The sequence below is a fragment of the Pseudomonas sp. 31-12 genome, from assembly GCF_003151075.1.
Taxonomy (GTDB): Bacteria; Pseudomonadota; Gammaproteobacteria; order Pseudomonadales; family Pseudomonadaceae; genus Aquipseudomonas.
In genome coordinates this window covers 4,226,445-4,247,874 of sequence record NZ_CP029482.1, presented here as the reverse complement: position 1 = coordinate 4,247,874, position 21,430 = coordinate 4,226,445, and the positions used below count along the sequence as shown (strand labels likewise).

The 21,430-nt window shown below is 59.7% G+C and carries 15 protein-coding genes; 8 read left to right on the top strand and 7 right to left on the bottom strand.

Features of this window, described 5'->3' with window-relative positions:
* Positions 1-233: 233 nt before the first annotated feature.
* From DJ564_RS20040 to DJ564_RS20025, 4 genes are all read right to left on the bottom strand, one after another.
* Positions 234-1,931: an AMP-binding protein gene (locus DJ564_RS20040; protein WP_109632691.1), complete on the bottom strand. Its 1,698-nt coding sequence runs from the start codon at positions 1,929-1,931 to the stop codon at positions 234-236.
* A gap of 19 nt (positions 1,932-1,950) precedes the next feature.
* Positions 1,951-2,277 carry a Rieske 2Fe-2S domain-containing protein gene (locus DJ564_RS20035; protein WP_109632689.1) on the bottom strand — a complete coding sequence of 109 codons (327 nt, stop codon included), beginning with the start codon at positions 2,275-2,277 and terminating at the stop codon, positions 1,951-1,953.
* A 63-nt stretch (positions 2,278-2,340) separates the two neighbouring features.
* Positions 2,341-3,609, bottom strand: a complete 1,269-nt coding sequence (locus DJ564_RS20030) for an MFS transporter (RefSeq protein WP_109632687.1) — start codon at positions 3,607-3,609, stop codon at positions 2,341-2,343.
* 130 nt (positions 3,610-3,739) lie between these two features.
* Positions 3,740-4,795 (bottom strand): 3-keto-5-aminohexanoate cleavage protein, encoded by a 1,056-nt coding sequence (locus DJ564_RS20025; protein WP_109632685.1) that lies wholly within the window; start codon positions 4,793-4,795, stop codon positions 3,740-3,742.
* Between the two features lie 199 nt (positions 4,796-4,994).
* Here DJ564_RS20025 and DJ564_RS20020 point away from each other — a divergent pair, with 199 nt between their 5' ends.
* The 8 genes from DJ564_RS20020 (at position 4,995) to DJ564_RS19985 (ending at position 16,704) form a co-directional block, all read left to right on the top strand.
* The gene (locus DJ564_RS20020; protein ID WP_109632683.1) at positions 4,995-6,017 is read left to right on the top strand and encodes an AraC family transcriptional regulator; all 1,023 of its coding nucleotides are present in this window, start codon (positions 4,995-4,997) and stop codon (positions 6,015-6,017) included.
* An 81-nt stretch (positions 6,018-6,098) separates the two neighbouring features.
* Complete coding sequence (locus DJ564_RS20015; RefSeq protein WP_109632681.1) at positions 6,099-6,923, top strand: SDR family NAD(P)-dependent oxidoreductase; 825 nt, start codon at positions 6,099-6,101, stop codon at positions 6,921-6,923.
* 196 nt (positions 6,924-7,119) lie between these two features.
* Positions 7,120-9,021, top strand: a complete 1,902-nt coding sequence (locus DJ564_RS20010) for a DUF1302 domain-containing protein (protein WP_109632679.1) — start codon at positions 7,120-7,122, stop codon at positions 9,019-9,021.
* A gap of 35 nt (positions 9,022-9,056) precedes the next feature.
* The gene (locus DJ564_RS20005; protein ID WP_109632678.1) at positions 9,057-10,415 is read left to right on the top strand and encodes a DUF1329 domain-containing protein; all 1,359 of its coding nucleotides are present in this window, start codon (positions 9,057-9,059) and stop codon (positions 10,413-10,415) included.
* 91 nt (positions 10,416-10,506) lie between these two features.
* Positions 10,507-11,583 (top strand): YCF48-related protein, encoded by a 1,077-nt coding sequence (locus tag DJ564_RS20000; protein WP_109632676.1) that lies wholly within the window; start codon positions 10,507-10,509, stop codon positions 11,581-11,583.
* Between the two features lie 28 nt (positions 11,584-11,611).
* Positions 11,612-14,110: an RND family transporter gene (locus DJ564_RS19995; protein WP_218277761.1), complete on the top strand. Its 2,499-nt coding sequence runs from the start codon at positions 11,612-11,614 to the stop codon at positions 14,108-14,110.
* A gap of 37 nt (positions 14,111-14,147) precedes the next feature.
* The gene (locus DJ564_RS19990) at positions 14,148-15,926 is read left to right on the top strand and encodes an acyl-CoA dehydrogenase C-terminal domain-containing protein (protein WP_109636127.1); all 1,779 of its coding nucleotides are present in this window, start codon (positions 14,148-14,150) and stop codon (positions 15,924-15,926) included.
* A 40-nt stretch (positions 15,927-15,966) separates the two neighbouring features.
* Positions 15,967-16,704 carry an NAD(P)H-dependent oxidoreductase gene (locus DJ564_RS19985; RefSeq protein ID WP_109632674.1) on the top strand — a complete coding sequence of 246 codons (738 nt, stop codon included), beginning with the start codon at positions 15,967-15,969 and terminating at the stop codon, positions 16,702-16,704.
* A gap of 813 nt (positions 16,705-17,517) precedes the next feature.
* Here the strand turns inward: DJ564_RS19985 and DJ564_RS19975 are convergent.
* The 3 genes from DJ564_RS19975 to DJ564_RS19965 form a co-directional block, all read right to left on the bottom strand.
* Complete coding sequence (locus DJ564_RS19975; protein WP_109632671.1) at positions 17,518-18,036, bottom strand: cysteine hydrolase family protein; 519 nt, start codon at positions 18,034-18,036, stop codon at positions 17,518-17,520.
* A gap of 415 nt (positions 18,037-18,451) precedes the next feature.
* The gene (locus tag DJ564_RS19970; RefSeq protein ID WP_109632669.1) at positions 18,452-18,916 is read right to left on the bottom strand and encodes a hypothetical protein; all 465 of its coding nucleotides are present in this window, start codon (positions 18,914-18,916) and stop codon (positions 18,452-18,454) included.
* A 210-nt stretch (positions 18,917-19,126) separates the two neighbouring features.
* Positions 19,127-21,382 (bottom strand): TonB-dependent siderophore receptor, encoded by a 2,256-nt coding sequence (locus tag DJ564_RS19965; RefSeq protein ID WP_109632667.1) that lies wholly within the window; start codon positions 21,380-21,382, stop codon positions 19,127-19,129.
* Positions 21,383-21,430: the final 48 nt, after the last annotated feature.

Here is a 21,430-nt window from a genome sequence, read left to right as displayed (position 1 = left end):
CATGGGGATATGGCATCGGGCAGGTGGCGATGTGGTCGTTGATTTACTCTAGGGCGATGGCGGGTTGCGCACTTCTCATTTGGTGCCAGCCACCTTTCATTTGGTGCCAAATGCCGTCGTATGGGCCGAAGGAACGGGAGGCAGTGATGGCGAATGGAAACGGGCAGGGGCCTTCATTCGCCTATGGGATGGCTGGGTTGAGAAGGGGTATCAAGGCGTGGAAGCGGCGTGCTTCAACTGGCCATGGTCGCTTCAGTCGGACTGCCCGCAGTAGCAAGTACGCGCAAGTCCTTGCGCAATATCTTGCCCACCGTGGACTTGGGCAACGCCGAAAGGAACCGCACCTGGCGAGGTACTTTGTAGGCCGCCAGGTGGGCACGGCAGTGTTCGATCAGGAGGGCTTCATCAAGCGTGGCGTTGGCGGCTTTGACGACGTACAGGCACACGGATTCCCCGCTGCGCTCATCCGGCATGCCGATCACGGCGCATTCGCTGACACCTGTGCAACTGGCGACGACGACCTCGACCTCGTTGGGGTAAACGTTGAAACCCGAGACAATGATCAAGTCCTTTTTGCGATCGACGATCTTGAGCAGGCCGTTGGCGGCAAAGATGCCGATGTCACCGGTGCGAAAGTAACCATCGGCGGTGAACGCGTTGGCGTTGGCAGTGGGCTTGTGCCAGTAGCCGGATATGATCTGCGGCCCCTTGGCGCAAATTTCTCCCGCCTCGCCTAACTCGGCGGGTTGATCATCATCCTTGAGCAACACGATGTCGGTCGACGGCAATGGCAGTCCGACGGCCGCCGAGAACTGGCTGCGACCCATGACATTCAGGCACAGGATGGCCGAGGTTTCGGAGAGGCCGTAGCCTTCGAGTATTTCCTGGCCGGTGATGTTCTTCCACAGCGTCGAGGTAGCCGGCAATACCGCTGCTCCGCCGCCGATGGCCAGGCGCAGGCGCGAGAAATCCACTTCACCAATGCGCGGGTGGCGTACCAGCGCGCCGTACAGGGTATTGACCCCGGTCAGCAGCGTCGGCCGAGCCTTGATCAACGTACCGACCAGGTCATCGCTGTTGCGTGCATCGGGGACCAGCCAGTTCTCGGCCCCGGCCGAAAAACCGATCAGCAGATTGATCGTCAGGGCAAACACGTGGAACAGCGGCAGCGCCGTGACCACCACGTTGTTTCCGTCGGGGTCAAACATGTCGGGTAGAAATGCCCGCGCCTGCATGATGTTGGCGATGAGGTTGCGGTGAGACAACGCAGCACCTTTCGAGGGGCCAGTCGTCCCGCCGGTGTATTGCAGAAAGAGCAAGTCATCGCCCGTCAGCTCGACCGGTGTCAGCGGTAGCTTGCCGCCCTCGTGCAGGGCAGCGGTGAAACGCGTCATTGGAAATGCCGATGATGACGGGATGTCAAAATCGCCGGTTCCGACGGGCCCGTCCAGAGTGTCGCGCGGCTGTACCACGATGACTTTTTTGATGGTCGTGCTGACCAGGATCGCTTCCAGTGCAGGGAGGGCACTGGCGATGATGACAATGACCTGGGCCCCGGCATCGTTGAGCTGGTGCAAGAGTTCTTGCGGGGTGTACGTCGGGTTGACATTGACCTGCGCCGCACCGGCCCGCAGGACGCCAAACATGGCGACGGGAAACGCCGGGATGTTCGGCAGCATCACCGCAATACGGTCGCCACGTTGCACACCAAGATGTTGCAGGTAAGCGGCAAACGCGCCTGACTGCGAGTCGACATCGGCATAGCTGAGTGAACGGTCGTAGCAGTGAAATGCCGTGTGGCTGGCGTAACGCTGCATGGCATCTTCGGCCATCGCGACCACCGAAGGCCAGGTGTCGGGGTTGATATCCGCCGGTACGCGGGCGTCGTAACTCTGTTGCCAATGACGGGCGGTGGTGAATGATTGGGTCATGATCAACCTGCTATTGAAGTTATTGGTGGCGGGTGATTGGAGTGGGTAGGGTGATTCGAATGCAGTCCTCGGCAACCTCGACGGGATAGGTGCGTACATTCAACCCGCCACCGCGCATGCAGCCGGTGGCCAGGTCGAAACGCAGGCCATGGGCAGGGCACTGCACCCAGCAACCATCGACTTGGCCGAACAACAACGAGGCGCCGTTGTGCGGGCAGCTGTCGTCGATGGCGTAAATCCGGCCTTCGACATTGAACAACGCGATATAGCGACCGTCGGCCTGCACGCGCGTGCGCTTTCCGATACCCGGATCGACAGAGACCGGCAGTTCCAGGGTGTTGTTCATGACAAGGTCTCGCAGAAGGTGAGGATGCTTCGACGATGGGCGTTACATGTCATCGTGCATGCCTCAGGAGCAGGGTTGAACACAGACGCGCTGAAGATCCTGTTGGTAGTTGCGCACGCCCACCATCAGGACCAGCGCGGCGGCAACGCCAGCCAATGGCAGCAGTTGCAGCGCTGAGGCCAGGCCGATGCGATCGGCGAGCAAACCGGTGACGAAGGGGCCCGGAGCCATGCCCAGCAGGTTGTTGGCAATGGCCAGCGTGGCCATCGCGGTGCTGTGCAAGGCAGGTGGCGTCAGGTCGGCGACCATGGTGCCGGACGGGCCGACGATGCCACCGCCAATGAACATCGCCAGGCCAATCATGACCAGTTGAGCAATGCCCACCGGCAGTTGAAAGGCCACGGTCAACAGCGCACTGCAGAGCAGGCAGTACCCCATGGTCAATCTGATTTTTCGCGTCGGCGAACCGTGGCACAAGCGGTCGGCGATGGCGCCACACAGAGGCATGCCGACCGCCGTGCAGAGCATGAAAATGGCCGCGACCGCACCGGCTTTCGTCAGCGGCATGTCGTAGAAGCGACTCAGGTAGCTGGGCAGCCAGGTCAGCAGGGCGGCGATGGCGAACAATTGCAGGCCGCTGCCGATGTAGATGCTCAAGACGGAAGACGTCGAGAACAGGCTCCTGAGCGGAGGAAGAACCTGACGCTGATCCGAGCCGGCAGCCGGGCGCGGCGATTCAAGGCGGCCAGGCCTGACGACCAGCGCATACACCGCCGTCAGCGCGATACCATAAATCGCCATGCCAACGAAGGACGCACGCCAGCCGAAATGTGTCGCCAGGACGCCACCGAGGCCAATGCCAAGTACGGAACCGACCATGCTCCCGGCCAGGAACGCGCCGGTGATCGTGGACCTTTGCTGCGGCGGAAAAATGCTCAGCACCACGGCAAGGCCGACGCTGCCGTAGGCCGCTTCACCGACGCCAATGAAAAAGCGCGCCACGAACATCTCTTGATAGTCGGAGGCAAAACCACACATCAGGGTGGCGAAGCTCCAGATCGCGGCCATGAGGATCAGGCTGCGGATGCGACCGAGGCGATCAGCGACGACCGACAGAGGGAAGGCCAGCACGCCGACGGCGATGGCGACGACGCCGGAGAGGGCGCCGAGTTCGGAATCGGAGAGACCCCACTCAGCTTTCAGCTGCGGGAAAACCACCGTTAGTACCTGTCGGGACATGAAGTCTGACAGCAACAGGCCGAAGGTCAGGGCGAAGACCACCCAGGCGTAGGGTCGTGCGACACGTCGCCAGGTGTCACTGCGTACTTCCATTGGAGCATGCAAAGTCACGTAGTCTTTCCTCTTGTTACGGCCGCGTTCATTCGCAGCTCTTGAAATGATGTGTAGCGGGACTCGCGGGACGCACGCAGGTACTGCTAGCGTGTGCCCCGCAAGGTTCGACTTAGCCGAATTGGGTAAAGCCTTTCTGACCGGATTTGCGGTTAGGCGCGAAGCCGTTCTCGGCCAGCGTCTCATCAGCGTCCTTGTAGAACGTGCCGATCTTGTAGATCTCGCGAGCCTCTTTGCCGTTGGCAATTTCGCGACCCATTTCCCGGGAAATGCGCACCAGTTGCTCGATCTGCTCCACTGTGCCCATCTTGCGATCGCGGCTTTGGGTCCAGATGTTGTCCTCGGTGCCGCAACGCACATGCAGGCCCAGGGCAATCGCCATCACGTTCAGTGGCAGCACGTTGAGGACGGAGGATTCCAGTGTCAGCACGGAACCGTCCGGACAGGCACGCACGAAATTCGCCAGGTTGTAGAGGTTAGGGGAGTCGGCACCACCACCAATCGCCACCCAGGTGAGGATCAGCGGCACGTTGCAGACGCCGCGGCGCATCATCCGCTCGACGGTTTCGAATGAAGGGATGTTGCCGAGCTGGAATTGCGTTTGAATGCCGTTGGCCGACAGGCGCTTGATGTGCTCCTCGACCCATTCCGGGCCGGCCGGGATGGTCATCTCGCGATAGGCACGAAAGCCCTCGGGCGTGCCCATGCTGGTACCGGCAATGTCGGCCTCGAGCATTTGCTCGACGACGTTCATCTGGTTGCTGTTGATCGCAATCGTCACCTGATCGGGCTTGGGCGAGAGTTCGGCGAGCATGTGCCGCGTATCGTCCGACAGCCACTTGGCAACATCGCCATCATCTTCCGGGGCGAAGGAGATCGAGCCACCGACCTGGATGATCATGTCCGGCACGGTTTCGCGCACGCCGGCGATCAACTCGTTGAACATGGACAGACGCTTGGAGCCCTTGCCGTCCAACTCGCGCACATGCAGGTGTAGCACCGTGGCCCCGGCGTTGTAGCAGTCGACGGCCATCTGAATGTGTTCTTCCATCGTGACTGGAATCTCTTCCGGGAAGTCCGCTGGAATCCAGGAAGGTGCAAACGGGGCGGCGGTAATGACTAGTTTTTGCTGGTTTTCGGGGTACATGGATCCGTCAAGAAAGTTCATGCATGTCTCCAATCGGTTGTTATTTTTGTGCTTTGAGGGTGTCGTTGTCGGTGGTGCATGGCTTGTACTTTGCTGCAGCCAGCGGATGAAAACCTCTCATCACGTGCCAAAAACCTTTCAATACGTGCCAATACCAGTGTTCAATGAGTGCCCATATAATCGATTGCAGAAGCTATTGGAGATCACGGGAGGAGGTGCGATGGACGCGTTTGTACGGGCTGCAACCCTCAAGAACTACACGGAGATTGCCCAGAGCCTCGGTCTGAATCCGGGCGAGATGCTGCGTGGCGTCGGCCTGACTCCCGTCATGTTGAATGACCCGGAATGCATGCTGCCGCTGGAGGCGGCACTCAAGCTGCTGGAGTCCTCCGCGGCTCAATCATCCTGCCCGGCCTTTGGCCTGCGCATGGCAGACGCTCGACGACTCTCGGATCTCGGCGCCATCAGCTTGCTATTCAGTCATCAGCGCACACTGCGAGACATGCTGCTCACCAGCATCGAGTATCGACACCTGCTCAACCGAACACTGGCCATGAACCTGGAAACGGTGGGAAACACGGTGCTGATCCGCGATGAAATCATGGCTGAGGCGGGCGTACCCAAGCGCCAGGCGGCCGAACTGGCGATCGGCATACTGCATCGCACCTGCAAATCGCTGATGGGCAGTCAATGGCATCCGCATAGCATTCATTTCAGCCATGAGGCCCCGGCAAGCCAGCAGGAGCACACGCGATTCTTTCGTTGCCGGGTCGTGTTCGACGCTGAGTTCGATGGCATCGTTTGCGACGCCGAGGATATTGATCAACTCAATCCCCAGGCCGACCCGGCGATGGCTGTTTACGCTCGCCAGTTCATGGATTCGATGGCAGACGCCAGCGAGCACTCGGTGATTTTCGATGTGCGCAAGGCAATCTATTTGCTGATGCCGGTCGGGCGCGCCACCATCAATCAGGTTGCCTATGCCAAAGGCGTTAGCGTGCGAACCCTGCAACGAGAACTCGATGAGGCCGGCCTGACATTTTCCGAACTTCTCAACGCTGTGCGTCGCGAACTCGCCTTGCATTACATGGCAAACAAAAATTATTCCCTGCAGCGTGTGGGCATGATGATCGGTTACGCGGTTCCGACGTCGTTTACGCGCTGGTTTTGCACTGAATTCGGTTGTTCGCCACGGGAATGGCGCAACCGCAGCAAGCAGGCTGGCAACGATTCATCCACCTGAACGGTCGATGTCCCGCCAGGTCAAGGCTCAAGCCCCAAGGCTGGGCGACACTGCGTCTTCCATAAGACGGAGTGTTGCCTCATGAAAATGAATGGTCGAGTTGCGTTGATCACCGGTGGTGCAGGTGGGTTGGGCCAGGCGATTGCCCTGCGCATGGCCAGCGAAGGGGCCAATGTGGTGATTTGCGATATCAACGAGGCGGCGCTTGAAACCACACGCGGCATGATCGAGGAGCTGGGCGCGCAATGCCTGGCAGTGCGATGTGATGTCTCGTCGAGCGCTGAAGTGAACGCCATGTTCGACCGGATCGATGCGCGATTCGGCACGCTGCACATCCTCGTCAACAATGCTGCGTTGGTGCCGGACAAACCCCATGATGACGAGCGACGCAAGCGCCATTACGCGCTGGTGACCCAACCGCTGCCCCGTCAGTCGCTGGAGATCACTCGCAACATGGACGATGCAGAATGGAAGCGCTTCTGGACGGTAAACGTCGACGGCGTTTTCTATTGCACCCGCGCCGCCTTGCAGCGCATGGAGCCCCAGGGCTACGGCAAAATCATCAACATCGCCAGCATTGCCGGCATTTCCGCCATGGGCGCGCACAGCCCGCATTACTCGGCAGCCAAAGGTGCGGTTATCGCCTTCACCCGTGCGGTGGCCTATGAAGTGGCCGGCGCCAATGTGCAGGTCAATGCGATCTGTCCGGGTGGCGTCCAGACGCCAGCCTTCGAGCGCTACCTGGAACAGCAATCGCCCGAGCAACTCAGTGTGTTCAAACAGGTCATGCCGCTGGGGCGTTTGGGCAAGGGCGAGGAGTACGCGGCGCTGGTGTCCCACCTGGCGTCGGACGAGTGTTACCTGGTCGGTTCGATCATCAACGCCGGTGGCGGCACCTACATCTGAGTTTTCGGGACGGTCTGTCGGACGTCCCGAAATGTCAAACCGTTGCCCCGATAAGTCAATCCCGATCACCGCGCTGCTCTTAGAGTGGGTTCCGGGACTAGCGCGTACCCATCCGTAGCCTGAAACCCCATTACCCGTCGTTAGCCGCCAGGTCTGACGGCAAGCCACAACAAAAACAATAAAGGTGTATCACCCGATGAAGAGTCGCAATCTCTGCGCGCGGCGCCAACTGCTCGCCACCGCTATCCTGGCCTCGAGTCTGCCGGCCGCCCACGCTGTCGAGTTGGATATGGGCAGCGAGGACTGGTCCATTCGTTTCGACAACACCGTCAAATACAACTATGGCGTGCGTACGGAGAGTGCCGACAAGCGCATTCTGGGGACGCCCAATAGCAACGACGGTGATTACAACTTCCGCAAGGCCGGCACCAACATCACCAACCGTGTCGACCTGTTAACCGAACTGGATGTGATCTACCAGAACAAAACCGGCTTTCGTGTCAGCACCGCCAGTTGGTACGACAAGGCTTATGACAACACCGGCTCGAACTCCAACCCGTTCGTGAACGGCAACGATGAATACTCGTCGATTTCCGGGTTTGGCGGGCGTCCGGTGGCACCGGCCATTTTCGGCAGCCCGCACCTGAGCAACTATGCCCAGCGCTACTACAGCGGGCCGTCCGGCGAAGTGCTCGATGCCTTCGTGTTCTACAACACCCAGGTGGGCGACGATTCCCAGCTCAGTATCAAGGCCGGTCAACACAACGTGTTCTGGGGCGAGACGGTACTCAACCCGGTGCACTCGCTGAGCTATGGCCAGGCATCACTCGACTTGGCCAAGGCGGCGGCTTCGCCCGGTACCGAAGCTAAGGAACTGTTCGTTCCGCGCAACCAGATTTCCAGCACCTTCACCCTCACTCCCGAACTGACCTTCGGCGCCCAGTATTTCCTGGATTGGGAAGGTGCTCGCCTGCCTGAGGCCGGTACGTTCTATAGCGGTTCCGACGTGGTCGGCTTCGGTGCGCAGTCGTTCCTGCTAGGGCATACCGGCGGCGCGGGGCTGGCGGGGCCGAACGGCACCCTGACCACCGTTCGGCGCGGACATGACTACACCCCGGACAATCGCGGTGATTGGGGCCTGATGCTCAAATGGTCGCCCGAGTGGCTGGACGGGACGCTGAGTGCGTACTACCGCAAGACCTCGGACATTCTCCCGCAAGCCGTCCTCGATACCCGGGGCCTGACCAGCGTGGGCGGGGTCGCGGGGCTGCGTAACTCGATCGGTACCGCCACCTATGAATTCGCCTATGGCGATGACATCGATATCTACGGCCTGAGCCTGTCCAAGGAAGTGGGCGGGGTCAGCGTTGGCAGTGATTTGAACATTCGCCACAACATGCCGCTGGCCAGTATTCCGGCGATCATCAGTGCCCCGGGGCCTGGCGGCTTGCAGGCGGGTCTTGGCTTGCTCCCGGCACGTAGCGCGGGTACCGGCGTAATCACCGATGTGCCACGGGACGGTGACAGCCTGGCCGCCACGGGCGACACGCTGCACTGGACCATCAATGGCCTGGTGGCAATCGCCGACACGCCGCTGTTCGATTCCGCCACGTTGTTGGGCGAGCTGTACTACAGCAACCTGCTGAGCCTCGATAGCAAAAACAAGGCGCTCTACAAGGGCGAGGACACCTATCGCGGCATCGACCAACCCACCCGTGACAACTGGGGCATCGCCGTCAACTTCACACCAACCTGGTATCAGGTGTTTCCCGGTGTGGACCTGAGCGCTCCGATGTCGGTCAACGTCGGTATCGACGGTGTTTCACCTGTGGTAGCGGGCGGCGCGGAAGATGCCGGCAACTACGCCGTCGGGGTGAGCGCTGCGATCTACAACAAGTATTACGTCGACCTCAAGTACGTCGACGCCTTCGGCAAAACCACTGACTGCGACGACGGCGCAAACGATGGTTCGACCCCTAACGCCCTTGACGGCACACAGCGCTACACCTGCTACGCGGGCGGTCTGGCGTCGGCGTCCGGCTCCGGTGCCACCGAGGATCGGGGTGCGCTTTACCTGACCCTGAAAACCACCTTCTGATTCACCCAGCCTCGCGAAAGCAGGAGAACACCAAGATGAAATTCGCCTATACCCTGATGGCCGCTTCCCTGGCCATGGCCCTTGCCGGGCCGACCCACGCTGCTGTCGATGCCTCGGAAGCTGCGAAACTGGGCACTCAATTGACCCTGGTCGGTGCCGAAAAAGCCGGTAATGCCGACGGTTCCATTCCTGCGTATCAGGGGGGCTTGACTACCCCGCCGGCCAGCTTCAAGACGGGCGACAAATCGCGCCCTGATCCGTTCGCTTCTGAAAAGCCAGTGCTGGTGATCGATGGCAAGAACGTGGATCAATACAAGGGCCAACTGACCGCAGTGACCGCCGAACTGGTCAAGCGTTATCCGAGCTTCCGTGTCGAGGTGTTCCCGACCCACCGCACGGCCGCGTTGCCTAAAGGCGTGCTGGACAACACAGTAAAAAATGCCACTGCGGCGCGCTCCACCGAAGGCGGCAACTCCATCGAAAATGCGCTGCCAGGCATTCCATTTCCGATCCCGAAGACAGGCGCCGAAGCCATCTGGAACCACTTGCTGCGCTACCAGGGCGTCAATCTCCAGGTCAAGTATGACAACTGGAACGTCGACTCCGCGGGTGTTGCCAGTCTGGCCACGACCGGTATCGCGCAGATCAACTACGCCGCCTATGACGACCTGTCCAAACAGCTGGCGGCCGCGGACACTTATTACCAGACCAAATTGACCTTCACCGGCCCGGCCCGTCGTGCCGGTGAGGCTGTGATGCTGCGCGACTCGGTCAACCCGCTGGTGCAACCGCGCCGTGGCTGGCAATACCTGCCGGGGCAACGCCGCGTGAAACTGGCACCGAGCCTGGCCTACGACACGCCTAACCCGGGCAGCGCCGGGGCCTCAACGTGGGACGACTCCTTTGTGTTCAACGGTGCGCTGGATCGCTTTGACTGGAAACTGGTGGGCAAACAGGAAGTGATCGTTCCGTACAACACTTACCGTGTGACGTACCAGCGCGATTTGAAACCGGTAATGACCCCCAACCATTTGGCCCCCGAGTTCGTTCGTTGGGAAAAACATCGGGTGTGGGTGGTCGAGGCGACGCTCAAGCCGGGGGCACGGCACATTTACGCCAAGCGCCGCTTCTATCTGGATGAAGACACCTGGGTCGCTCTGGCATCCGACCAATACGATGCCAACGGCCAGCTGTACCGCGGCGTCTACAGCTTCCTCAGCCAAAGCTACGACCAACAGGTGCCGGATGCCTCGCCTTATCTGATTTACGATCTGGTCGGCGGCACCTACAGCGCCGTCGGCTTCCCAGGCCCATACGGCGGTATCAAGTACAGCGAGGCGCTGAGCAAGACCCAGTGGGCACCGGAATCGCTGGCAGGTGCCGGTATCCGTTAACACCTTCGTCGCTACTGCCGATTGTCAATCGAGCAGTTTTTGCGCCGGGTCGTACGTACCTCCCGGCGCCTTTTTGCCAAGAGGGCGCAACATGGGCTCCTGTAACAAGAAGATCGCGCCACTGGTGCTGGGAATGCTGCTGGGGTTGCTGCAGGGCGGCGCGCTGGCATCGACCTACGTTGACGTGCTGGATTTGCCGGCCCAGTCGAGTGCCCTGGCGGCGCGCAGTCCCTTGCTGGGTGTTGTCCAGGCGGGGCAGCGTCTGGTCACAGTGGGGCAGCGCGGACACATTCTTTATTCCGATGACGTCGGACAGAACTGGCAGCAGGCCGCAGTACCGGTCAGCTCCGATCTCACGGCGGTGAGTTGTCCTTCGGCCACCCAAGGCTGGGCGGTCGGCAACGATGGCGTGGTGTTGCACAGCAGCGATGCCGGTGTCACCTGGACCCGACAACTTGACGGCCGCCAGATCGGCGAGCTGATATTCAAGCATTACACCGCTCTGGCGGAGGCTGAACCGGACAACGAACAGTGGGCCGTGCTGGCCGCTGATGGCCAGCGGTGGATCGAGGAGGGCGCCGACAAACCGTTGCTCGACGTCTGGTTCGCCAACGACAAACTCGGTTATGCGATCGGGGTGTTCAACCTGATCCTGCGCACCGAAGACGGTGGACAGCACTGGGTTCCGTTTCAGGATCGCACCGACAACCCGCAAGGCTTTCACCTCAACGCCATCACCTACACGGGCGATGCGCTCTACATCGTCGGCGAACAAGGTCTGCTGCTCAAATGGGATGACAACGCCCAACGCTTCGCAGCCGTTGCGACACCCTATCAAGGCAGCTTTTTCGGCGTAGTCGGCCAGCCTGGCGAAGTGCTCGTCTATGGCCTGCGCGGGCATGTGTTTCGCAGCACCGATGGCGGGCTGAGCTGGGCCCGGCTCGATAGCGGCCTACAGGTCAGCGTCACCGCTGCCACGCTGGACGCCGATGGCCATTTCCGCCTGTTCACCCAGGCCGGGCACATGCTCATGAGCCGAGGCGGCAATGCCGCGCTGCAATTGATGCCGCAGGCCGGGCAAACGCCGGTCGCCGGTGCAGCATTGGCCGGCAATGGTCCGCTGGTGCTGGTCGGTGGCCGCGGTGTGCGTACGCTGTCCGTCGAATAATTATAAGAATCAGAGTGAGTACCCAGACATGGGCAATTTGAAGCAAGACACCATGCCGGTGATCCGCGAACTGCCGGACTTCGACCGGCACTCCGGCAATCTGCTGGAACGGCTGGTATTCAACCATCGCCCGCTGTTCATGCTGCTCATGGCGCTGGCCACAGTGGTGCTGGGCTTCATGGCGGTGACGCGTCTGGAGCTGCGCCCCAGCTTCGAAAAAATGATTCCGCAGAGCCAGCCCTACATCCAGAACTACCTGGAGAACCGCCAGTCGCTGCGAGGTTTGGGCAACACGGTGCGCGTGGTGGTGGAGAACACCCAGGGCGATATTTTTGATCCGGACTACCTGACGGTTCTCAAGCAGGTCAATGACGAACTGTTCCTCATGCAGGGCGTCGATCGCGCCTGGATGAAATCGCTGTGGAGTTCGGCCGTGCGCTGGACCGAAGTCACCGAGCAAGGCTTCCAGGGCGGCGCGGTGATGCCGGACAGCTATAAGGGCTCGCCATCGGACATCGAACAACTGCGGCAGAACATCAGCCGCGCCGGCATTGTCGGCAGCCTGGTGGCCAGTGATTTCAAGTCGAGCATGCTGATCGTGCCGCTGCTGGATAAAACCTCGGCCGCCGGCCAGGGCATCAACTACCACCAGTTTTCCCGTCTGCTCGAAGAGCGCTTGCGTGACAAGTTCGAGTTCGCCAACGGCGCCGTACACAAGGCCGGGGAGGAGGGCACGGGCCAGTACAAGGTCCGGGTGATCGGTTTCGCCAAACTGATGGGCGACCTGATCGATGGCCTGATTCAGGTGATGATGTTCTTCGGCCTCGCGGTCATCACCTCGTTGCTGATCATCTACGCCTACACCCGTTGCGTGCGCAGCACGCTGTTGGTGGTCGGCTGCTCGCTGATCGCGGTGGTCTGGCAACTGGGTATTGTTGCCTGGCTCGGCTACGCGATCGATCCGTACTCGGTGCTGGTGCCGTTCCTGATCTTCGCCATCGGTGGGTCCCACGCGGCGCAGAAGATGAACGGCATCATGCAGGACATCGCTCGTGGCACGCACAAATTGATCGCCGCGCGCTACACCTTCCGCCGTTTGTTTATCGCTGGCGTCACCGCACTGTTGGCCGACGCCGTAGGCTTCGCCGTGCTGATGCTGATCGATATTCCGGTGATCCAGGACCTGGCGATCACTGCCAGCATCGGTGTCGCAGTGCTGATCTTCACTTCGCTGTTGCTGATGCCCGTAGCGCTGTCCTACATCGGCGTCGGGCGCAAGGCTGCCGAGCGTGCGCTGAAAATCGACAACCGCGCCGAACACCACAAAGGCTTCGGCAAACTATGGGATTTGCTCGACCGTTTCACCACGCGAAAATGGGCCACCGGGACCGTGCTGGTGGCGCTGATGCTGGGTGTCGGTGGATTCGTGGTCAGCCTGCAACTGAAAATCGGTGACCTCGACAGCGGTGCCCCGGAGCTGCGCGCGGACTCGCGCTACAACCGCGACAACGCCTACATCACCAGCCATTACGCGCTGTCCAGCGATCAGTTCGCGGTGATGATCAAGACCGCGCCGGAAGGCTGCCTGAACTACAAGACCCTGGTGCTGGCCGACCGCTTGGCCTGGAAGCTGCAACAGCATCCGGGTGTGCAGACCACCGTGTCACTGGTCAACGCGGTACGACAGATCACCGCTGGCACCTACGAAGGCAATCCCAAGCTAAACAACATCCAGCGCAACCAGGACGTGCTGAATTACGCTGCGCAACAGGCCTCGGTCAACGCTCCGGAGCTGTTCAACACCGATTGTTCGCTGATGCCGGTGATCGCCTACCTCAAGGATCACAAGGCCGAAACCCTCGACGCGGTGGTGGCGATTGCCGACCAGTTCGCCAAGGAAAACAGCACCGGCGATCGCCAGTTCCTGCTGGCCGCCGGCAACGCCGGAATTGAAGCCGCGACCAATATCGTGGTGCGCGAGGCCAACCGCACCATGCTGCTGTACGTCTATCTGGCGGTGACGTTGTTCTGCCTGATCACCTTCCGCAGCTGGCGCGCGACGCTGGTTGCGCTGTTGCCGCTGGTGCTGACGTCGATCCTTTGCGAAGCCTTGATGGTGGCCATGGGCATCGGCGTGAAGGTGGCGACTTTGCCGGTGATTGCCTTGGGTGTCGGCATTGGCGTGGACTATGCGCTGTACTTGCTCAGCGTACAGCTGCAGTACCAACGCCAGGGTTTGTCGCTATCGCAGGCCTACCGCAATGCGGTGGCATTTACCGGGCGGGTGGTTGGGCTAGTCGGTATTACCTTGGCGGCCGGGGTCATCTGCTGGGCGTGGTCGCCCATCAAGTTCCAAGCCGACATGGGCATCCTGCTGACCTTCATGTTCCTGTGGAACATGCTCGGGGCGCTGATCCTGATTCCGGCGCTGTCGTACTTCCTCCTGAACGGTGAACGACGCAGCAAAGAAACGGTTGTCCCGCAAGGTCAAGTCGCAGCCCTCTCTGTCGGCACTGGCGAATCCTGAATGTGCAATGTCCAACCTCCAAGCGAGCGATTTCATCATGGCTGACTACAAAGCACCCCTGCGCGATATGCGCTTCGTCCTCAATGAAGTTTTCGAGGTCGCCAAACTCTGGGCTGAGTTGCCGGCGCTGGCCGAGACCGTCGATGCGGAAACCGTCGAAGCCATTCTCGAAGAGGCCGGCAAGGTCACAAGCAAAAGCATCGCGCCCCTGAGCCGTGCGGCTGACGAAGAAGGTTGCCATTGGGCGGACGGTGCCGTCACCACTCCGGCCGGTTTCCCACAGGCTTATCAGACGTATGCCGAAGGCGGCTGGGTCGGTGTCGGTGGCGATCCGACCTACGGCGGCATGGGCATGCCCAAGGCGGTTTCCGCGCAAGTCGAAGAAATGGTCAACTCCGCCAGCCTGTCCTTCGGTCTGTACCCGATGCTGACCGCGGGCGCCTGCCTGTCGATCAACGCCCACGCCAGCGAAGAGCTGAAAGCCGCGTACCTGCCAAACATGTACGCCGGGGTCTGGGCCGGCTCCATGTGCCTGACCGAGCCGCACGCCGGTACGGACCTGGGGATCATCCGCACCAAGGCCGAGCCTCAGGCCGACGGTTCCTACAAAGTCAGCGGCACCAAGATCTTCATCACCGGTGGCGAACACGACCTGACCGAAAACATCATCCACCTGGTGCTGGCCAAACTGCCGGACGCACCGGCGGGGCCAAAAGGTATTTCGCTGTTCCTTGTGCCGAAGTTCATGGTCAATGCCGATGGCAGCCTGGGCGCGCGCAACCCGGCGAACTGCGGTTCGATCGAACACAAGATGGGCATCCAGGCCTCCGCGACCTGCGTGATGAACTTCGACGAAGCCGTGGGTTACCTGGTCGGCGAGCCGAACAAAGGCCTGGCGGCGATGTTCACCATGATGAACTACGAGCGTTTGGGTGTCGGTATTCAGGGCCTGGCCACCGGCGAGCGCTCGTACCAGAACGCCGTCGAATACGCCCGCGACCGTCTGCAAAGCCGTTCGCCGACCGGCGCGCAGAACAAGGACAAGGTCGCTGACCCGATCATCGTCCACCCAGACGTGCGTCGCATGCTGCTGACCATGAAAGCCTCAAACGAAGGCGGTCGTGCCTTCTCCACTTACGTGGCCATGCAACTGGACACCGCCAAGTTCAGCGAAGACGCGACCACCCGCAAGCGTGCGGAAGATCTGGTCGCTTTGCTGACCCCGGTGGCCAAGGCGTTCCTCACCGACCTCGGTCTGGAGACCACCGTTCACGGCCAGCAAGTGTTCGGCGGCCACGGTTACATCCGTGAGTGGGGCCAGGAGCAACTGGTTCGTGATGTGCGCATCACCCAGATCTACGAAGGCACCAACGGTATTCAGGCGCTGGACCTGGTAGGGCGCAAGATCGTCGGCACCGGCGGAGCGTTCTACAACCTGTTTGCGGACGAAATCCGTCACTTCACCGCCAGTGCCAGCGCTGACTTGGCAGAGTTCACCAAGCCTCTCAACGATGCCGTGACCACCCTCGATGAACTGACCTCGTGGTTGCTGGACCGGGCAAAAAACAACCCGAACGAAATCGGCGCGGCGTCGGTCGAGTACTTGCAAACTTTCGGTTACGTGGCGTACGCCTACATGTGGGCGCTCATGGCCAAGGCAGCCCTGGGCAAAGAAGCGCAGGACGATTTCTACGCGAGCAAGTTGGGCACGGCGCGGTTCTATTTCGCCCGTCTGTTGCCGCGTATTCATTCGTTGAGCGCGTCGGTGAAGGCCGGTAGCGAAAGCCTGTACATGCTAAATGCCGATCAATTTTGATGCGGCATGTATCACGCCACCTGAATATCAAGGAATTACCATGAACGTTTTAATCGTGCATGCCCATCCCGAGCCAAAATCCTTTACCGCTGCGCTGCGCGACCAGGCCGTTGAGACTTTGCAGGCCCAGGGGCATCAGGTCCGGGTATCCGACCTTTACGAGATGGACTGGAACCCGGTGGCCAGTGCTGAGGATTTCTCTATCAGAGAGAATCCCGAGTATCTGGTTTACGCGCTCGAACAGCGACGGAACAGCAAAGAACAAGCCCTCGCCGCTGATATACAACAGGAGCTTGAGAAGTTGTTATGGGCAGACCTGCTGATCCTCAATTTTCCGATTTACTGGTTCTCGACACCGGCCATTCTCAAAGGCTGGATAGATCGGGTATTGGTGTCCGGCATCTGCTATGGCGGTAAACGGTTCTACGACCAGGGAGGCCTGAGCGGCAAAAAAGCTCTGGTAGCGGTGACACTGGGCGGGCGCGAACATATGTTCGGCGAGGGCGCGATCCATGGTTCCCTGGAAGAGATGTTGCGCCCGCTCTTGCGCGGGACTCTGGCTTATGTTGGGCTGGAGGTGCTGAAGCCTTTTGTCAGTTGGCATGTGCCGTACATCAGTGCTGAGGCTCGACAAGATTTTTTGCTCAGCTATCGCCAGCGCCTGGAGAACATCGATGCGGATGAGCCCATTGAGTACCCGCGCTTGAGTCAATTCGATGATCGGCTGTATCCCATCAAACCCATTTCCGTAAAACCGGACACTGACAGGCAAGTCTGAACTGAGTTTTTCTGTGTGCTTGCGGAAGCAGGGTCCTGGCCATTCTGGCGGGCTGAAGTCCGGGATGGAGCCGCTGGAACAAGTCAGACGAAAACAACGTGTGGAGCACTGACCATGGTGGTAATCCGCAATTGGGTCACACACCTTACGGCTCATTCCTCCGCACACCATCAGTGCTGTATTCCGGTACTCCCCGGTTGCCGGGAGTTGGAACGATGAACACGTCCGGGTGAAAACACGGGATGTTCCTTTTTGGGTTAGTTAGCCCTGTAAAAACCAGTTTCGGGCATTTCGTTGGCGAGCTTCCAACGACACGTCCGCAGCGCTCAAGTGATGCGTCTGAAAGGTCTACATTCTGTTCATTCGAGGTTGAATTTGTTGTCGGGGTATAATTCCCATTCCCGTGCGAGCTGGACTGTCCTCCATCGTTTGCTTGTTTTGCAAATTATCCTCTTCTTTTTGGTCGTGACAGGACGCACCACCGAGAAAGATGGTAGCGGCAAGTACAAAAATGGGACTCAAATGCTTGATCATCGGATTCTCCACGCTCTGGAAGGTCGAGTAGATTCTCTCCATGTAATCGCATCAGGTAAGAGCTTAGGTGAAAGCTAGGGGGCACCTGTAGGTTTGCTGCCCGATAGTCGGACCAAGCTGATTGTGTCTAAATTGACTTAATGACTGGGTGATTGCTTTTGGCCAGTAAATGCCGGCCACCAATGTCCGCTATTGGCCGATTTCTGCCTTTCACAAAGGGCTGAAAACGACCCAGCGTGGACGGATCGGCCCTGACGTGGACCGGTCCGTCGATGGCGGTTAGAAACACCAGTCCTCAGCGTTTACGACACGACAGAATGGACCCGCGAGGGTCGCATTGTGATGAGCGACAATCTCTTCGGCCTTCAGCGCAAAGGTGTCCGTGCAGGTATGACCATCGGCGATCAGCACCGCATCGAAACCATGGTCTCGTGCGGCGCGGCAGGTGCTGTCGACACAGTATTGGGTCTTCATTCCGGCAATGACCACACCCTGAGCACCACAAGCCCGCAGATGATCGGCAAGAACTGTCTTGGTGAAGGCGTTGGGTCGACTTTTTTCGAAAATCACTTCGTCGCCCTGCAGCACCAGCTCCTGCACCAACTGCGTCAACGGACTTCCAGGCTCGATTGGCGTACCAGGTGGGCCAATATGGCGGGCGAGAAAAATGGGGGCGCCCGCACTCCGGGCTTTATTCAATAGATTGTTCAACGTGTCTACCAGCGCTTCGCCTGCCCATGGCGTATCCGCGCCATGAAACAATCCAACCTGCATATCGAGAATTAACAGTGCATACATAGTGCTTTTCCTTGCGTTTTAGCCAGCGACACAAGGGCAAAAGAAAAGGCCCTGTCCATCACTGGCGGGCCTTTGAAGTTCGTGCTTATCGGCTCACGACACCTCTCACGCCCCGCCTTTGGCGGTCGTGGTAGTCGTGGTCAAGGCGATAGGAGGTTGATTCATAGGGCTGACAGTAGCTGCGCGGTACTGGGTTGGCAAGTCAGCGTTACGAGCGTGAAGACTGATCGTAGTACCGATCGTTGTTCGCTTCTGGCCCATAACTTTCGGTCGCAGATGGAGGTCCAAGTGGATGACTGACGTCTGCTCGTGAGCAACGGCTCGGGACCGTCGAGCTCATTTTTACGAGGACTTATTGTCTTGGTCCCGGGTGGACGCAATACCTGCATTCACAGTTGCGCCCATCAGACCCCCCTCATGTCAGCCTGGCAATGGACCCTGCAGGTAATCTCCGATCTGTCTCCAGCGCACTCAGTTGTTCAATGATCCGGTCACACTCTCTTTTCGGAGTTTCTCGGTCGGTGATGGAGTAGGGCTGGGCGTCGACCCACTCCCTTATCTGCTCAAGCGAAGACGGCTCATAAGGGCTGCGGTGAAGCTGATAAAGAAGAAACCCTGCCTGGGTCCATTTGGGCATCAGTTCGAGGAGAGCCTGGCGTCGAGAGGGGGACAGCGTTACCCAAAGTGTTTCGAGCTGGTGGGTAAATGCCGATTCGACGATGCTCCAAGGTTGAGGGCGCAAGCCGTGGACGCCGGCTTCAAAGACGGGCCGGGACGGATCTGCGATCGCAGCGATAAGCAACGCAGGCCTGTCTTCCCCCTCGAGGATCAAGACGAGCGAACGAACTGCACCACTGTTTTGGCTTAGGGCTGCTCTCATCCACCTTTCAGGGATACGCACGTTCAGGTATTGCGCCAACCCGAGTACGCCGAGCCGCTGACTATCCCTTAAGTCCGAACATTGGCATGAGCGTCAGTGTAACTGGCCGGCTGAATCCAGGGTTGCCTGTCATCAAAAAAGCAAACACCGGCGCAAGGCCGGTGTTGTGTTTTCTTCGTGGTGCACACCTCGGGTAGCAGAGAGCCTGCCTTAAAAGCGGTACTTCGCCGAAGCGGTAATGCTGCGCGGTGCGCCGTACGTCAGGGCTCCATAGGCATCGAAGATGTCGAAATACTTCTCGTCGGTGACGTTGTTGGCATTCAGCTGGCCCGAGAGGTTGTCGGTGAATTCGTAGCGCGCCATCAGGTTGACCAGGGCATAGGCATCCTGCTGGATCTTCTCGGAATTGCCGGCCGGGTTGACGGCGTAGGTGTAGATCGAGTCCTGCCAGTTAACCCCGCCGCCAATGGTCAGCTTGTTGAAAGCACCTGGCAGACGGTAGGTGGTAAAGGTGCGCAGCAACTTGGTCGGGTACAGCGTGTTGACGTCGTCGCCCTTGGCATCTTCGGCCGTGAACTGGGTGTAACCCACCGAGGCATTCCAGTCCGTTGCGAGTTCGCCGGAAACTTCCAGTTCGAAACCCTTGCTGGTCGCGCCTTCGCTTGCCTCGTAGGCGAAGCCGCCGACCGGGTTTGAAGGATCGATCAGCGCGCCGGTGTTCTGGCCCAGATTGTCCTGCTTGATCTGGAAAATCGCAGCAGAGGCGTTCAAGCGGCCACCGAAGTATTCACCCTTGAGGCCCAATTCAGTGCTTTCGCCAACAATCGGTTCCAGTTCCTGGCCACTGCGGTCGCGTACCGATTGCGGCAGGAAGATTTCCGTGTAGCTGGCATACGCCGAGAGGTTGTCGGTGAGGTCGTAGACAATACCGGCATAGGGCGTCAGCTCATGATCGACATCGGTCTTGCTGACTTCCGAGAAGATGTCATCACTGGTCTTCTCGTACCAGCTCTCACGCGCGCCAAGAATCACTTTCAAATCGTCGGTCACGTTCAGGCGGGTGGCGGCGTACAGTCCTTTTTGGCGTGTCTCGCTGTAGCCGTAGTCGGTCCTCGGGCCCCATACCGGCTCTGCGAAATTGCCGTTGTAGGCATCGAAATCGGCAACGCCGTCAAAACCTGTTTGCGCGTCGAGTGAGTCGGCGTCGAACTTCTGCTTGCTGTCCACATAACCGAAGGCCAATTCGTGCTCACGACCCAGGAATGAGAACGGGCCGTTGAAGCGGATGCCATAGTCGTCCTGGGTGGTTTCGGTCTTGTAGGTCGCCGGGAACGAAGACATCCCGGCGCTGCCGTTCCTGCCTGGATTGCCGGACAGGTACAGCAGGGAAGAGTCGCCGGTGCGCTCGCCACGGTTGTAGCTGAGGTTGACTTGCCAGTCGTTGGCAAAGGTGTGATCAAGATTGACGAAGTAGGTCTCGTAGGTCGTGTCCCACTTGCTCCACTTGGCGGAGGTTGACTTCGAGCGGCTCCAGTTGGTACGGCTGCCGTCTGCGTACCAGACGGGCAGGCCTCCCCACATCGGCGAGTCGGCGTTGCTTTCTTGCCGGCTCAAGCCGAACCAGAGCGTGGTGTCGGGCGTCAGGTCGATATCCATCGTGCCGTAGAGGGTCTGGCGCTTGTTCGAGTTCATGTCGATCCACGTATCGCCTTCGTTGGTCTCACCGACCAGCCGCGCGCGGACAGTGCCTTCCTCGTTCAGCGCCGTGGAGACGTCGGCCTCGACGCCATAGGTGTCCCACGTGCCGGCGCTCAGTTCTACAGACCCCTTCAGGTCTTTGCTGTTAGCGCGCTTGCGCACCATGTTGATGGACGCCGAAGGGTCGCCGGCACCGGTCATCAGACCATTGGCGCCGCGTACGACTTCAACGCGGTCATACATGGCCAGGCTGCTGAAAATTTCCCCCGAACTCCATGGCTGCTCATAAATGGTGGGCACGCCATCGATCATCAGCGAGTTGAGTTCAAAACCACGGGCGTTGAACTGCGCCCGGCTGGTCTCGTAGCGGTTGACCGACACACCGGTGGCATTGTTGACCACGTCGAGGATCGTATGCAGATCCTGGTCCTGTATGCGTTGCTGGGTGATGACGCTCACCGACTGCGGCGTCTCCCGCAGGGACATGCTCAACGGCGTGGCCGTGCGCGCAGCGTCAGTTGTGTATGAGTGGGTATCTTCGGTGACGGCGCTGCGCTCGCGAGTGGCCGTCTCCGTGATCGCGATAGGCGCCAGGGTCACAGCACTTCCAGTCTCTGTCTGCTCAGTCTGTTCCGCCGCTTGCACGGAGGGCGCAGTGATGGCGATACCGGCTGCCAGCATGTGCACTGCGAGAGCCAGGGGGCGCAGGGTCGAAGGCGAGCGCGGCGTCACGGAGTTTTGAATACGCAGAGAGAGGGGGGCGGTCATGCGAGCTCACATTTGATTTTGATGTTATTGAGAATTCATATCATACGC